Source organism: Actimicrobium sp. CCI2.3, assembly GCF_035019065.1.
GTDB lineage: Bacteria > Pseudomonadota > Gammaproteobacteria > Burkholderiales > Burkholderiaceae_D > Actimicrobium.
Map to the genome: position 1 here is coordinate 1 of NZ_JASJWR010000055.1, position 15351 is coordinate 15351.

At 60.4% G+C, this 15351-nt stretch carries 16 protein-coding genes; 12 read left to right on the plus strand and 4 right to left on the minus strand.

Going from position 1 to position 15351, the window contains the following annotated elements; translation table 11 throughout:
• Positions 1-777: 777 nt before the first annotated feature.
• From QN370_RS19850 to QN370_RS19905, 12 genes are all read left to right on the plus strand, one after another.
• Positions 778-2436 carry a methyl-accepting chemotaxis protein gene (locus tag QN370_RS19850; protein ID WP_322128147.1) on the plus strand — a complete coding sequence of 553 codons (1659 nt, stop codon included), beginning with the start codon at positions 778-780 and terminating at the stop codon, positions 2434-2436.
• 203 nt (positions 2437-2639) lie between these two features.
• On the plus strand, positions 2640-3008 hold the full coding sequence (locus QN370_RS19855; protein ID WP_322128146.1) for a response regulator: 369 nt from the start codon (positions 2640-2642) through the stop codon (positions 3006-3008).
• Positions 3009-3062: 54 nt separating this feature from the next.
• On the plus strand, positions 3063-3476 hold the full coding sequence (locus QN370_RS19860) for a response regulator (RefSeq protein WP_322128145.1): 414 nt from the start codon (positions 3063-3065) through the stop codon (positions 3474-3476).
• A 151-nt stretch (positions 3477-3627) separates the two neighbouring features.
• Complete coding sequence (gene hemN / locus QN370_RS19865; protein WP_322128144.1) at positions 3628-5055, plus strand: oxygen-independent coproporphyrinogen III oxidase; 1428 nt, start codon at positions 3628-3630, stop codon at positions 5053-5055.
• Between the two features lie 12 nt (positions 5056-5067).
• On the plus strand, positions 5068-5829 hold the full coding sequence (locus QN370_RS19870) for a sulfite exporter TauE/SafE family protein (RefSeq protein ID WP_322128143.1): 762 nt from the start codon (positions 5068-5070) through the stop codon (positions 5827-5829).
• Positions 5826-8264: a heavy metal translocating P-type ATPase gene (locus QN370_RS19875; protein ID WP_322128142.1), complete on the plus strand. Its 2439-nt coding sequence runs from the start codon at positions 5826-5828 to the stop codon at positions 8262-8264. Before QN370_RS19870 ends, QN370_RS19875 begins: the two co-directional genes overlap by 4 nt.
• A 2-nt stretch (positions 8265-8266) precedes the next feature.
• A complete protein-coding gene (ccoS, locus tag QN370_RS19880; protein ID WP_322128141.1) occupies positions 8267-8446 on the plus strand; it encodes a cbb3-type cytochrome oxidase assembly protein CcoS in 180 nt (59 codons plus the stop codon).
• Complete coding sequence (locus tag QN370_RS19885) at positions 8433-9644, plus strand: efflux RND transporter periplasmic adaptor subunit (protein WP_322128140.1); 1212 nt, start codon at positions 8433-8435, stop codon at positions 9642-9644. The genes ccoS and QN370_RS19885 overlap by 14 nt, the downstream gene beginning before the upstream one ends.
• Positions 9641-10870, plus strand: coding sequence for an ABC transporter permease (locus QN370_RS19890; RefSeq protein WP_322128139.1), 1230 nt, complete (start codon positions 9641-9643; stop codon positions 10868-10870). Before QN370_RS19885 ends, QN370_RS19890 begins: the two co-directional genes overlap by 4 nt.
• Positions 10871-10880: 10 nt before the next feature.
• A complete protein-coding gene (locus QN370_RS19895; protein ID WP_322128138.1) occupies positions 10881-11588 on the plus strand; it encodes an ABC transporter ATP-binding protein in 708 nt (235 codons plus the stop codon).
• Positions 11589-11870: 282 nt separating this feature from the next.
• Entirely contained in the window at positions 11871-12464 is a 594-nt protein-coding gene (locus tag QN370_RS19900; protein WP_322128137.1) for a hypothetical protein, read from the plus strand.
• Positions 12465-12513: 49 nt separating this feature from the next.
• Positions 12514-13098 carry a hypothetical protein gene (locus QN370_RS19905; protein ID WP_322128136.1) on the plus strand — a complete coding sequence of 195 codons (585 nt, stop codon included), beginning with the start codon at positions 12514-12516 and terminating at the stop codon, positions 13096-13098.
• Between the two features lie 51 nt (positions 13099-13149).
• On the opposite strand, the gene QN370_RS20765 is transcribed toward QN370_RS19905, so the two are convergent.
• From QN370_RS20765 to QN370_RS19920, 4 genes are all read right to left on the minus strand, one after another.
• Positions 13150-13371, minus strand: coding sequence for a HipA N-terminal domain-containing protein (locus QN370_RS20765; protein WP_416347712.1), 222 nt, complete (start codon positions 13369-13371; stop codon positions 13150-13152).
• Entirely contained in the window at positions 13358-13612 is a 255-nt protein-coding gene (locus QN370_RS19910) for a helix-turn-helix transcriptional regulator (RefSeq protein ID WP_322128135.1), read from the minus strand. The genes QN370_RS20765 and QN370_RS19910 overlap by 14 nt, the downstream gene beginning before the upstream one ends.
• Positions 13613-14195: 583 nt before the next feature.
• Positions 14196-14942 (minus strand): nucleotidyl transferase AbiEii/AbiGii toxin family protein, encoded by a 747-nt coding sequence (locus QN370_RS19915; RefSeq protein WP_322128134.1) that lies wholly within the window; start codon positions 14940-14942, stop codon positions 14196-14198.
• Positions 14917-15222 carry a hypothetical protein gene (locus tag QN370_RS19920; RefSeq protein WP_322128133.1) on the minus strand — a complete coding sequence of 102 codons (306 nt, stop codon included), beginning with the start codon at positions 15220-15222 and terminating at the stop codon, positions 14917-14919. Before QN370_RS19920 ends, QN370_RS19915 begins: the two co-directional genes overlap by 26 nt.
• Positions 15223-15351: the final 129 nt, after the last annotated feature.

Below are 15351 nucleotides of genomic sequence, written 5' to 3' on the forward strand. Positions count from 1 at the left end.
CGCGGTCGCCTTTTTCTTGGTTACTTTCTTTTTGGCGAAGCAAAAAGAAGTGACCGGCTGCCGGGCCGCCCCCGGCTAGGTCGTGGCGGAGCGCGTAAGGAATCAGCAACCGCAGTCAGTGCATTCGGTGCAATGCCCTTCGGTTATTGCACCCTACGCGAGCACCACACCAAGTAGCCTGACATCTACCTGTCATGACGAAGCAAAGACAGAATCAGTTACCGCAGACAGTGCATTCGGTGCAATGCCCTTCGGTTATTGCACCCTACGCGAGTACCACACCAAGTAGCCTGACATCTGCCTGTCATGACGAAGCAAAGACAGAATCAGCTACCGCAGTCAGAGCATTCGGTGCAATGCCCTGCGGTTATTGCACCCTACGATTTGCGGTTCAAAAAACCGTTGATCAAGTTGATTACGCCAAGGGCGCTGTCCTGCACTTTTTTCGAACGGTGACTCAAGAAGACCGAGGTCCCACATCAATCAACTCAAACTCAACCGTTAAAAATAGCCTGCAAGGGTGTAATCACCAACGGGCATTGCACCGGCCGTGCGGATCGCCACCATGAGTGACCATCAGGAATTTTATTGAGGTGACAAAAAATATTTGATCTATATCAACTACAGTAGTTTCGTGATGGAAATACACTGGTCTTGTTCGCCCGAAAGTCTTCGTAATTTTGAGACTGACAGGCAGGGTAAAAAAAGCAAGGATTGCGCTGTTCGGTTTGTTGTTAGCGCCAGTCCGTAGTCCAACCCCTCAACGAGACCGCCATCATGCGCATGAACACCCCGGTAACCGACATCGAATATTCTCTGAGCGATAACCAAACCATCGTCTCGACCACCGACCGGCAAGGCAACATCACCTACGTCAACCCGTACTTTGTCGAGGTCAGCGGTTTCACCGAGCAGGAACTGATCGGCTCGCCGCAAAATATCCTGCGCCATCCCGACATGCCGGTGGAAGCCTATGCCGACATGTGGGCCACCATCCAGAGTGGCCTGTCATGGACCGGCATGGTCAAGAACCGCTGCAAGAACGGCGACTTTTACTGGGTCTTCGCCAACGTCACGCCGGTGATGGAAAACGGTCGCGAGACCGGTTACATGTCGGTGCGGACCAAGCCGACCCGTCAGCAAATCAATGATGCCAGCGTGCTGTACCGCAACCTTAAAAACGGTAATCCCGACCGGATCGCCTTGAGTCAGGGTGCCGTCGTCAGTACCGGGGTCATGGCGCGCCTGGGCCGCATGGCCAGTCTGTCGCTGGGCCAGCGCATCAGCCTGAACCTGGGTTTCGCGCTGCTGGCGCTGGCACTGCTGGCGGCAATGAACATCACTGTTTCGGGTCCGTCCTGGCTGACGGTACTGGCATTGCTGGCCATTGCCTGTGTCGCGTATTTATGGTTCTCGCTGTATCAAGGCGTGATTGCACCCGTCAGGCAGGCGCTGCTGGCCAGCCGGATCATGGCCGGTGGCGATCTCACGCAAGATATCAGCACTACCCGCAAGGATGATGTCGGCCAGCTGCTGCGCTCGTTGCGGCAGTTGCGCGTGAACCTGCATTCGGTTGTCGGCGACGTGCGCAGTAACTTCGAGCAGATCGGTCAGGCCACCGGGGAAATCGCTGCCGGCAACATGGATCTGTCGGGACGTACCGAGTCGCAGGCGTCGGCACTGGAAGAGACCGCGTCGAGCATGGAAGAACTGGCCTCGACGGTGCAGCAAAATACCGGCAACGCGACCCAGGCCAACACGATGGCGGGCGAAGCCGCTGCGGTGGCTGGCAAGGGCGGTGCGATTGTCGCGCAGGTCGTCACGACCATGGGCGACATCACGACTTCGTCAAAAAGGATAGTCGACATCATCAGCCTCATCGAAGGGATCGCTTTCCAGACCAATATCCTGGCACTCAATGCCGCCGTCGAAGCCGCCCGTGCCGGCGAGCAGGGCCGCGGTTTTGCCGTGGTCGCCTCCGAAGTACGCAATCTGGCGCAGCGCAGCGCCAGCGCTGCCAAGGAAATCAAGCAACTCATCGATGTCTCGGTCGAACGTATCGGCAGCGGTACGGCACTGGCCGAACAGGCTGGCAACACGATGCGCGACATCATCGCCTCGGTCGACCGGGTCAGCAGCATCATGAACGAAATCGCGCTGGCCTCGCACGAACAAAATGCCGGCATCGGTCAGGTCAATGATGCAGTCACGCAGATGGATGAAGTCACGCAGCAAAACGCTGCGCTGGTCGAACAGGCTGCTGCCGCCGCCGGCAGCTTGCAGGAGCAGACCCTGAAGGTGATGCAGACGCTGACGGTGTTCAAGCTCACACATCAGCACGATGCGGTCAACGCGCTGGCAGCGGTGCCGTTCGAACGGCCTGTCGTCCGTCCGCGCTTGCAAAAAAAACCGGCGATGCCCGCGTTGTCGCGGTGACGGTTGCGGTGACGGCGATGCGGCACGCTGACCGGTTGGAAGTGGGCAGCAACAAGCACCGTAGCGTTGCTTGACAAGTCGTCCGTGTCTTTCGGTTTGCTTTCATTGGTGACCGTAATCCGGGTGGTATCGTAGTCGCGATGGTGCAGTTCCAGTCCTGATCCGGGTGCTGGCTGGCGCATCGCGGTTAACGGGAAAACTCCGTGAACGTATTGACCATTGACGATAACGACATGACCCGGACGGTCTTGCGGGCGATACTGTTCGGTACGGCGCACCATGTGTGCGGCGAAGCATCCGGCGGCAAGGCGGGCTATGAACTGGCGCTCAAGCTGCTGCCGGATGTGGTGTTCCTCGACATCCTGATGCCCGATCTCAGCGGTATCGAAGTTCTCAAGCAACTCAAGGCAGCGATGCCGCAAGTGCTCGTGCTGATGGTCACCGGGGAGCGGGACACCGACACGATCAAGCAGTGCGTGGCCGCCGGTGCCAGCGGCTTCATTGTCAAACCGTTTAATGCCGCGACCGTACTCAAGGCGCTGGCCGCCGCATCGCGACTGCCCGGCAGGTAAGCTCTGCACAGGGCGAGAATAGTTCTGTTCATCGGGTCACTTGTGGTAACTTCCATGAAAATATTTTTGTGTGAGGCCGCATTGAATGCACTGATCATCGACGACAACAACATGACCCGCACGTTGTTGCGCGCGATACTGGGCCGCAGCGGCATGCGCGTGGTCGGCGAAGCCAGCAACGGCAATCGCGGTTATGAACTGATCATGGAGCTTAAGCCGCAGGTGGTCTTTCTCGATGTCGTGATGCCGGACATCAGTGGCATCGATGTTCTCAAGCAATTGCGCGCCGAGCTGGACAAGATGGTCGTGCTGATGGTCAGCGTTGAGCGCGACGTGAGCATCATCAAGCAGTGCCTGTCGCTGGGTGCCAGCGGATTCATTCTCAAACCGTTCACTGAAGCGACCGTCCTGAAATCGGTCAAGGATGCGATGCTACGTGCCGGAATGCTGGTGCCTGCCGGCCTGTAGTGGGGCCCGTTCCAGCGCCAGAATTTTTCAAACACACCATGTCTTCCTCGTTTTTGATGTGAGTCAAAGTTTTCGAGAGAGTGCCTCTCTACACTCCGGTCATCAAGTCACGTAACCAGCCTCGGCGTGACTGGCAGCAGGAGCACAATTGATGGTTTCCCTTATCCCGGTCACGTCCGTCCCATCCGTCAAGTTTGATGCGGCGCTCATTGGCAAATTCATCGGCAATGTCAAACAGCAGGGTCCGCGCTACACCTCGTACCCGACCGCCGACCATTTCACCGATGCGTTCCGTTATCGCGATTACCTGCAAGCCGTCGCCGGCCGTCGCACCCGTGGCGGGCGCAAACCGTTGTCGCTGTACCTGCACATTCCGTTCTGTGACACGGTCTGCTACTACTGCGCCTGCAACAAGATCGTCACTAAAAAAGTCGAGAAGGCAGCGACCTATCTGACCTACCTCAAGCGCGAAATAGAAATGCAGGGCCAGCTGTTTGCCGACATGAATCAGGTCGAGCAAGTCCATCTCGGTGGCGGCACGCCGACGTATTTTTCGGATGTCCAGATGGATGACCTGATGGCGCATGTGCGGCGCTGGTTCAAGCTGGCACCGGACGACATCGGCGAATACGCGATCGAAGTTGACCCGCGCACGGTCTCGCGCGAACGGGTGTTCACGCTGCGCCGGCAGGGCTTTAATCGCATCAGCCTCGGTGTGCAGGATTTCGATCCCGACGTGCAACAAGCGGTCAATCGCGTCCAGCCGGAAAGCGAGACGCTGGCCATCATCGAAGCCGCACGCGATGCCACATTCCGTTCGATCAGCATCGACCTGATCTACGGCTTGCCGAAGCAAAACGTGATGACGATGGCACGCACGCTAACCAAGGTCATTGCGGCCAGCCCGGATCGCATCGCGATCTACAACTATGCGCACCTGCCGCATCTCTTCAAGCCACAGCGCCGCATCCTCGACGCCGACCTGCCCGGCGCGGCAACCCGGCTCGACATGCTGGCGCTGTGCATCCGTCGGCTCACCGAAGCCGGTTATGTCTACATCGGCATGGACCACTTTGCCCGTCCCACTGACGACCTCGCGATTGCGCAAGGGCAGGGCCGCCTGCATCGCAATTTTCAGGGTTACTCGACCCATGCCGAACTGGACCTGGTGTCGTGCGGGGTGTCGGCCATCAGCGCGGTGGCGGCGACCTACAGCCAGAACGTCAAGACGCTGGACGCCTATTACGCGCATCTCGACAAGAACGAATTGCCGATCGTGCGCGGCATCAAGCTGAGCATGGATGACCTCTTGCGACGGGCGATCATCCAGCTGCTGATGTGCAATTTCGAGATGTCGATTGCGTCGATCGAGCAGGCTTATCCGATCACCGTGGCGACGTATTTTGCCGCCGAGCTGGCGCAGTTGCAGGTGCTGGCGCAAGACGGCTTGCTGACCATGGATGACGAGTGGATCAGCGTGACGCCGCAAGGCCGGCTGCTGATCCGCACCATCTGCATGGTGTTCGACCGCTACCTCAGCGCCGCCGTTGATCCGCTGCGCTACTCGAAGACGATCTGACGCGTCCACCTGATGACAGCCCTTTCACTCGTGCCTTTCTTCGTCATCGGACTGCTCGGCAGTGTGCATTGCGTCGGCATGTGCGGTGGCATCGTCGCGGCGTTCTCGGTGGTGCCGGCGGCACGGCCATTTCCGGTGGCGGTGATGGCGGCGGTGCCGGTGCCGGTGTTGTCGAACCGCCTGGTGCGGGTGCTGTCGTACAACGCCGGACGGATCGGCAGCTATGCGGTGGCCGGTGCCGCACTGGGTGGCGTGGCCAACGGTGCGCGCATGCTGACGGGATTCGCGGCATTCCAGCTGGGTGGACTCTGGCTGGCCAACCTGATGCTGGTCGTGCTGGGCTTGTACTTGACGGGTGCCTGGCAGGGACTGGTCCGCATTGAGTCACTTGGCCAGTCGCTCTGGAAGTTGCTTCAGCCGCTGACGCGCCACCTGCTGCCGCTCGATAGTCCGCTAAAAATGTTTGCCATGGGCAGCTTGTGGGGCTGGCTGCCGTGCGGCATGGTCTACAGCGTGCTGCTGACCGCGATGCTGACCGGCTCGCCGTTGTCCGGTGCGAGCGTGATGCTGGCCTTCGGGCTGGGCACCTTGCCGACGCTGCTGGTGATGGGCGTGCTCGGCACGCAATTGCGGGTGGTGATGCAAAAGCCCGGCGTGCGCGTTGGTAGTGGCCTGCTGGTGCTGGCGTTCGGACTACTCGGCTTGTGGCACGCTGCGCACGGCATGCCGGGCAGCTGGCTCGACGCGGTGTGCATCACGCCGATGGCGTCATGAATGACTGCTTCCATTGCAGTTTGCCGGTGCCGGCCGGCAGCGCCTGGCAAGTCACGATCGATGCAGTCGTCCAGCCGATGTGCTGCCCCGGTTGCGCAGCGGTCGCGCACAGCATTGTCGACAACGGCTTTAGCGATTACTACCGCACGCGCGAAGGCTTTGCGGTCACCGCCGCGCAGGATGGCCTGATCCCGCCCGAACTGCGCCTCTATGACACTGAAGCCGAAACAGAAACAGAAGCAGAGGATGGCAGCAACAGCGCCGAAGCGATTTTCCTGATCGAAGACATCCGCTGCGCCGCCTGTGTCTGGCTGATCGAACGCCGTCTGGCGCGCTTGCCCGGCGTGCAGGCCGTCGCCATGAACGCGGCTACCGAACGCCTGCAGATTAGCTGGAACCGCAGCCGTTGCAAGCCCAGCGACATCCTCATCGCACTGCGTGAAATCGGTTACGCGGCTTATCCGTACGACCCGGTGCGCCACGGTGCGCAACTTGATCGCGCCCGCAAGACGCTGTTCCGGCAACTCTTCATCGCTGGCCTGTCGATGATGCAGGTGATGATGTACGTGCTGCCGGGTTATATGGCCAGCGACGGCACCATGGATGCCGACATGGCCAGCCTGATGCGCTGGGCCAGCCTGCTGCTGACTTTGCCGGCGGTGCTGTATTCGGCCCGGCCGTTTTTTCGGGGGGCGTGGATCAATCTGAAAAGTCGTCAGCTCGGCATGGACGTGCCGGTCGTGCTGGGCATTGGCGCGGCCTTCGTCGGCAGCGTGTTGGCCACCTTGCGCGGTGGCGGCGAGGTCTACTTTGACTCGATCACGATGTTCATTTTTTTGCTGCTGTGCAGTCGCTATCTGGAATTGTCGGCGCGGCGCAAGGCGGCCTCGGCACTGAACAATCTGCAATCGGCCTTGCCCGCTTCCGCCTGGTCCATGCCCGGCTATCCGGACGACCGCGCACTGGTGCTGATCGCCGCTGGCCAGTTACGCGAAGGTGACGTGATTCTGGTGCGTCCCGGCGAAGCGATTGCGGCCGACGGGCTGGTGCTCGAAGGCGACAGCGCGGTCGACCTGTCGCTGCTGACCGGCGAAAGCCAGCCGCTGCGCAAGGGCATCGGTGCGATGCTGCCCGGCGGCGCGGTCAACGCGACCCAGCCGCTGGTCATGCGGATCACGCAGGCTGCGCGTGACAGCACCTTGTCGATTCTCGTCAAGCTGATCGAACGGGCCGGGCAGGGCAAGCCGCAACTGGCGCAATGGGCCGATCAGGTCGCGGCGTGGTTTGTCGGCATCCTGTTGCTGTTTGCGCTGGCGGTATTTTTTTACTGGCAATGGGCCGATGCGGCGCGGGCCTGGCCGATTGCGATTGCGGTGCTGGTGGTGTCATGTCCGTGCGCGTTGTCGCTGGCCACGCCGACCGCGCTGGCAGCGGCAACAGACCGGCTGGTGCGACGCGGCATCCTGATCGTGCAACCGCTTGTGCTGGAAACCCTGCATCGCGCCACCCACATCATTTTCGACAAGACCGGTACGCTGACAGTCGGCAAGCCGGTTTTGCAGCACGTCGAACTGCTCGCTACCGCATCGCTGGACTGGTGCGTGCAACTGGCCGCAGCAATGGAACAATCCAGCGCCCATCCGCTGGCCGCCGCCCTCGTTGCGGCGGCGCAGGATATTCCGGGAGCGGCGCTGCAGGTGGCCGATGTGCGGCAAGTGGCGGGGCGCGGTCTGGAGGCCATCTTCGAGGGCCGCACTTACCGGCTTGGCACGGCCACCTTTGTCGCCGAACTTGCCGGTGCGATCGACGATGCGGGCTCGCCCGATGCCACCGCCGTCTATCTCGGCAACGCTGCCGGCTGGCTGGCGCGCTTCGATCTGGCAGATGGCGTGCGCACCGATGCACGCGAGGTCGTGGCCCATTTCCAGCGCGACGGCAAGACCGTCATCCTGCTCAGCGGCGACCAGCAAGCCGTCGCGCAGCAAGTCGCGACCGGACTGGGCATCGTCACCGCGCTGGGTGACGTCTTGCCCGACCAGAAGCTGGCCTATGTGCAGGCCTTGCAGCGCGACGGTGCCATCGTCGCGATGGTCGGCGATGGCATCAATGATGCGGCCGTGCTGAGCGGTGCCGATGTCTCGTTCGCGATGGGTGGCGGTACGGCACTGGCGCAGTTGCATGCCGATTGCGTGCTGTTGTCGGGACACTTGTCGGCGCTGTGCGAGGTCGACATCACCGCCGCGCAAACACTGGCAGTGATCCGGCAAAACCTCGGCTGGGCGACGATGTATAACGTCGTCGCGATCCCGGCGGCAGCGCTGGGCTGGCTCACTCCGTGGATGACCGGCGTGGGCATGTCGGTCAGTTCTGCCGTGGTGGTATTGAATGCGTTGCGCCTGCGCCGGGTGCGTTCTTCGTCGAGAAAGAATCCCTGATCATGGAAGCCCTCTTTCTGCTGGTTCCGTTAAGTATTGGCGTCGTGTTTGCTGCAATCTGGTTTTTTTTTCGTGCGTCCGACAATGGCCAGTTTGATGATCTGGTTGGTCCCGGCTGGCGCGTTTTGCAGGATGACGACCGGCCCCACGTCCTGCCGAAAGACGGCGATGACGTGGCCTGAATTTTCGGTGCGTCGCGGGCTGCTGGCGGCCTCGCTGCTGGCCCTGGTGCTGTGGGGTGGCTGGCGTGTGGTGGCCGGTCCGCGTGTGCCGGTGGTGCTGGTCGAGCGCAGCGACGTGGTCCAGACCGTGGTCGCCAGCGGCCGGGTCGAGACGCCGTTACGGGTCGATATCGGCAGCCAGGTGACCGGCACCGTGGCCACCATCCCGGTGGCCGAAGGGCAGTCGGTGCAGGCCGGTCAGTTGCTCATCGCACTCGAAAACAGTGAAGCCCGTGCCGCCGTCGAACAGGCCGTCGCGGCGGTCGCGCAAGCACAGGCAAAGCTGCAGCAAATCCGCAGCGTCGCTTTGCCGCTGGCGCAGCAAGCGCAGCAGCAGGCCGAGGCAACGCTGGCCAATGTGCGTCGCCAGCATGCACGGTCCCGCGAACTGCAGCAGAAGGGTTTCGTCGGTCAGGCCGCGCTCGATGATGCCCGGCGCAATCTCGATATCGCTGCCAGCCAGTTGCGCAGCGCGCAGTTGCAGGTCGCGACCAGTCGCGCCGATGGCAGCGACACGCTGCTCGCGCGCACCGCGTTGCAGCAGGCCGAAGCCAGTTTGCATCTGGCGCAGGCGCGCTTGCGTTTGACTGAAATCCGCGCGCCAGCCGATGGCACGCTGATTGCCCGCAACGTTGAGCCGGGCGACGTGGTCCAGCCGGGCAAGGCGCTGATGGTCTTGTCGCCGGTCGGCAAGACGCAACTGGTGGTGCAGATCGACGAGCGCAACCTGGCCACGGTGCAGCTCGGCCAGCCGGCCCTCGGCGCGGCCGATGCGTATCCTTCACGGCGCTTTGCGGCGCGGGTCGCGTACCTCAATCCGTCGGTCGACCCTGCGCGTGGATCGGTGATCGTCAAGCTGGATGTCGCCGAGCCGCCGGCGTGGCTGCGGCAGGACATGACGGTCTCGGTCGATATCGAAGTCGCGCGCCAAAGCGATACGCTGGTGCTGCCGATATCGACACTGCGTGACAGCGCCGGCGCGCAACCCTGGGTGCTCGTTGCGCGTGCCGGACGCGCCGTGCGGCAAGCTGTCAAGCCGGGTGCACGCGGTATCGGCAAGGTTGAAATCCTGGCGGGTCTGCAAGCGGGCGAACAGGTGTTGCCGGGCTTGACGCCGAATGTCGCCGAGGGCGACCGCATCCGAGCCGACCTGCGATGAATGACTGGCTGCCGTTCGAGTGGATCGCTGCCGTGCGCTTTTTGCGCGAAGGACGGCTGCAATCGATCTTCATTATTGTTGGCGCTGCCATCGGTGTGGCGGTGATTGTTTTCATGTCGGCCCTGCTCGATGGCTTGCAATCAAACCTGTTCAAGCGGGTGCTCAGTTCGCAACCGCACATCGTGCTGCAACGTCCGCAGCAGGTCGCTCAGCCGCAGCGCACCGATGCTGATGGCACGCAAGTCCTGATGGCGCAGCAGAAGCCGTCGCAGCGCATCAGTTCGATCGACCAGTGGCAAAAGGTGCGCGCGGAAATGCAGTTGCGTCCCGACGTGCTGGCAGTGTCGCCCTCGGTGACCGGGCCCGCGTTTGTCTTGCGTGGTGACGCCAGCCAGTCGATTTCGCTGATCGGCATTGATCCCGAGCAGTACGCCCGGATTGTCCCTCTGCCCGAAAAGATCACCGCCGGCAGCTACCGGATGACCAACACCGACATGCTGATCGGCATCCAGCTGGCCGAGGACATGGGCGTGCAGGTCGGTGACAAGTTGCGTGTCACCAGCGCCAATGGCGGCAACCTGACACTGACGATTGCCGGCCTGTTCGACCTCGGTAACCGGGCCGTCAATCAGCGCAATGTCTATGTGCTGCTGTCGACTGCGCAAAACCTGACTGGCCTGGTCGGCGGGGTGTCGACCATCGACCTGACGGTGAAGATGCCGTTCGATGCCGAGCTGGTGGCGCAATCGATTTCCGCTGCGACCGGGCTGCAGGCGTTGAGCTGGATTGCCACCAACAACCAGTTTTTTCTGGGCTTGAATGCACAAAAATTTTCCAGCCAGATGATTCGGCTCTTCGTCGGCCTGTCGGTCGCCGCCGGTATCGCCAGCGTGCTGGTGGTCTCGGTGGTGCAGCGCTCGAAAGAGATCGGCATCCTGCGTGCGATGGGTGGTTCGCGCGGACAGATCATGCGACTCTTCCTGATTCAGGGTGGCATCGTAGGACTGCTCGGTTCGGTACTGGGGTCGGCGATGGCGTCCGGCTTGCTGCTGCTGTGGCGACTGGTGGCAAAAAATCCCGATGGCACGCCGATGTTTGTCATCACGGTCAGTGGGCAATTAGTCTTGTGGGCGGCGCTGCTGGCGACGCTGACCGGACTGGCGGCCGCCGTCACACCAGCTTTGCGTGCGGCGCGGCTGCAACCGGTCGAGGCCATTCGTGGCTAAGGTGACTGAGGTGGCTAAGGTGGCTGAGGTGGCCAACGAGGTCTTGCGCCTGAGCGGCATCCGTAAATCGTTTGGCATTGGCACGCCGACCGAAATCGAAATCCTGCACGGCATCGATCTGGTCTTGCAGAAAGGCGAGTTTGTCGCACTGATCGGTCCGTCCGGCTCCGGCAAGAGCACGCTGCTCAACCTGATCGGTTTGCTCGATCGTCCGACGAGTGGCCAGTTGCGTATCGAAGGTACCGATACGACCACGCTCGATGAGGCGCAACTGACGCACCTGCGCGGTCATCGGATCGGCTTCGTGTTCCAGTCGCACTATCTGATCTCAGCCTTCACGGCGCTCGAAAATGTGATGATGCCAATGCTGCTCGATCGCGGCCGGCCCGATGCAGCCATGCGCGCCGTCGCGCGCGATTTGCTGACGCGGGTCGGGCTGGCCGAGCGCGCCGATTATCCGGCATCGAACATGTCGGGCGGTCAGCAGCAGCGTGTCGCGATCGCCCGTGCACTGGCGATGTCGCCACCGCTGATCCTGGCCGACGAGCCCACTGGCAACCTCGATACCAAGGCCACCGAGGGTGTCTTTGCACTGATGCGCGATATTGCATCGGCCAGCGGCACCACCTTCCTGCTGGTGACGCACAACCTCGCGCTGGCGCACCAATGCGATCGCATCATCGAACTGGTCGACGGGCAGGTGGTGACATCGGTCTGATTTCTACAGGATTGCCGGTGACCGTAAGCGTTTGTAAGGGCGCGGGGTCGGCGTAGTCCGGACACTTATCGTATCGATGTGCATCCAGTCTTCTCCTCTCCCAATTGACTAATGGGTTCATCCACGTGCGATCAAGCGCGTGGATTTTTTTTGGTGTGTGCGATCAATTTGCATGCAACTAAATCATTGCATCAGGTATCGTAAGGCACCCGAATTAGCGTATAAAGATGCCGGATTGATCCGCGTCGACGACCGGCCTCCGAATAATTTTAAAGAGTACTCATGAAGACACTGACCTTGATTTCCCGTGCCGCGATCGTGCTGGCGTCCGTCACCGGCCTGGCGGCCTGCGGCGGTGGCAGCAATGTTTCCAATATCAGTGTGGGCGGCACCGTGACTGGCCTGACGATTGGCACGCTGACGCTCAACAATGGCTATTCCAGCGTCACGTTGCCGACCAATACCAGCACGTTTAACTTTACTGCGCGGGTTCCGACCGGCTATGGCTTTCTCACGGTGGTGACAGCCAACTCGCCCGACCTGACGTGCCGCGTCACCAATGGCAGTGGCGTGGCAAGTGCCGATGTCACCAATGTGCTGGTCGCGTGCGTGCCGAATCAGACGCTGGGCGGTTCCGTCTACAACCTGACTGCGAGCGGACTGGTGCTGGCCAATGGCAGCGACACCGTCGCCGTGCCGGTCAACACCGGCACCTTCGTCATGCCGACCAAGATCGGCGATGGTTTCGCCTATGGTGTGACGGTGCTGACCCAGCCAACCGGCCTGAACTGCACGGTAGCGAATGGCGTCGGCACGATGAGCACGACCAATGTCAGCAACGTGGCGGTCACTTGCGTCGCGAAGCCGGTCGTCTGATTTATCCGTGATCCACTCTGATTTTTTTACCCGTTTCCGAAAGCCTGCGATGACCACACTTACTTCCACTCTGCGCCTTCCTGCTGCGCTGCTCCTGTCCTGCGCACTGGCGGCCTGCGGCGGTTACACCACTGTCAATCTGGGCGGGGCCGTGTCCGGCCTGACCACGGACGGACTGGTGCTCGCCAACGGCACCAGCAGTACCGTCGCCATTCCGGTCAATGCAATCATTTACACGTTTCCTGCCCAGATCGATGTGAACGCCTCGTTCGCCATCACCGTGCAGACCCAGCCGGCCCGCCTGACCTGCGCCGTCGCCAACGCGACCGGTACTGCCAGTGGCATCGCGATTACCACCGCCAATGTTGTTTGCGTACCGAACAAGTACACAGTGGGCGGCACCATAGCCAACCTGAATACGGCCGGCCTGGTGCTGACCAACGGTAGCGATATCTTCAGCCCGGCGGCGGGTGCACAATCCTTTACGATGCCCACGACGGTGGCGGATGGCACTTCCTATGGCGTAGCCGTGTTGACTCAGCCTGCCGGGCAGACTTGCAGCGTGGTGGCGGGTACGGGGACGGCAGTGATGGGTGCGGGGGCAGTTACTTCGGTGCAGGTTAGCTGCGTTTAAAAATTGCGTGGGTTGATCGTCGCGGTCCGCGTCCTGCGGCGCGGCGGTACCCTATTCTGGCGAAGATTGCCGGTGCATTTGGTGCAATGCCCTTCGGTTATTGCACCCGATGTGACTGTAACTTTTTGCCGTCAACGGCATGGTCAAACCGATTTCCTGTGCGGTACTTCCAGCGCGGTAGTTGAATACAATTTGAGACTCGCGCACCAGCGTGCCTGCATAACCTTGTGTTGTTTGAATGTGTAGCAGCTTCACTTTGCTAGTCATTGTCATCCCTGAAAATGCTGGTCAATTCGGCTTCCGTGGGTCTGCCCGCGCCCAGCGTTAGTGTGACGCTCATATCCATTGCCGTCAGTATGCGTAACAAGCGACGCAAGCCGACATCGCTGGTCCCAGCTTCAATAGCGACGATCGTACGGCGATTCACCCCGGCGCGACGCGCAAGTTCATCCTGTGTAATTTTTAATTCGCGGCGACGGGTAATGAGCTGCGTGATAATTTTTTCAGTGGTCATAATGAGATATATCCTACACATTCGGTTTGATTAATGTCTTAAATGTGTAGTTTATGCGTCTTTTAGGGTGTCGCGCTACCGGATTTTTCCGTCGGCCTTCCGGTATGGAAATAGGATCAGTACATCGCCATCCAAACGAAGAACCGTCAAGTTCAACGAGAAGGTCAGTCGCTTAGGGTGCAATAAACAAAGGGCATTGCACCGTGCGTACCGCCTACGTTCGGTAGTCGCATAGGGTGGGCACGGTTTTTGGTGCCCACGCGCGCGTACCAAGGATGTCGGCCATCTCCAGCTTCGGTGTCGCATTCGCGTGGGTATGATATTGCCGTGCCCACCCTACGGCACTGACCCAGCCTGCGGGGCAGACTTGCAGCGTGGTGGCGGGTCCGTGTTCTGGCGAATGTTACCGGCGCATCTGGTGCAATGCCCTGCGGTTATTGCACCCTACGATTGAGCGGTAGTTGTAGGGGGCCGGCTGCTGGGCCGCCCCCGGCTAGGTCATGACGAAGCAAAGACAGAATCAGTTGCCGCAGTCAGTGCATTGCACCGGAGGACGCCCAAGGGATGGTGCACCGTGAAGCGTTCACCGGGCTGGACCGGTTGATCGGTCAGCCAGTTGCCCGAAAGCGGACTTTGCCAAGGCTACTTCAACCTTGTCGATTGCTTCATTGAAGTACTCGCGCATGGTCTGCAACGAAGGAGGATTTGCCAGCAATTGTTCGTAACCTTCGTCGCTGATGAGCGGTACGCACTTGCGCAGTCTTGTCGAAGCAATGGCGAACTTGGGCAAGATGCCCAGCTTCGCGAAAACGCCATGCAGATCCTGCATCGCATATCCATGTGCGGTCATCAACGTATAGAGGTCGAACCAGTCCCTGGTTTTTGATCGCTCTGCACAGACCAGCGCTTTCGATGCAAACAATTCATCGAGAGTGGCAACGCGCAGCGGCGCTGCCGGGGCGAAACCGAGCGCTGCGTTGAGTTCTGGTTCGGGGGCAAAGAAAGTGACCTTCACGGTATTGTTGGCGAGGTAGTCTTGTTGGTAATGCTCAAGTTGATTGCCGGCGTCAATGGCATCGTCGACATCCAGTGGATTCTGATTGAGTACCAGGCGCAGTCCCGTGTCGGCCGCTGCACGTAAAAATTGCTGAAGTTGTCGATCCGGAAGTCGCGTGGCTGGATAGGCGAAATCCAGGTCTTCGCTGACCCGATGACCGATACGCATCGTCAATGCCGTACCACCGATGAGTACAAAACCATGGAGATCCGGGTGCTCCCGAATTTTTTCCCATACCAGACCCGTATCAGGACGTAGTTTGCTCGTATCCATTTTGAATATTTTTCAGCATGCGTTGAGTTACGGGAGTTGCGCGTCGTACTTCTTCGCCGTCATCCGCAAGAAGGCTGTTCCATTCGGCATACAGGACGTCCATGCCGAACGCCACCGCTGCATCGAGCAGGACCGTGAACCGGGGCTGGAGCAGGGCATGACGAATAAACAGGGCGTCGCTGGCATTCGGATTGGACCAGACGAGTGACCGATGCCGGGTTCGGAATGCGATTGCACTTTCCGGCGGAGTCTCATCTGGTTGTCGTGGCATGGTGAGCATGGAATTCTCCTGATCGACTTCTATGAGGACAACATACCTCGGATTGACGGTATGTAGTGGTCTAATAAAATCGGACACCTCAATGGGAGCACACTCCCGCTAACTGAGGAAATTACATGACTAAAAAAC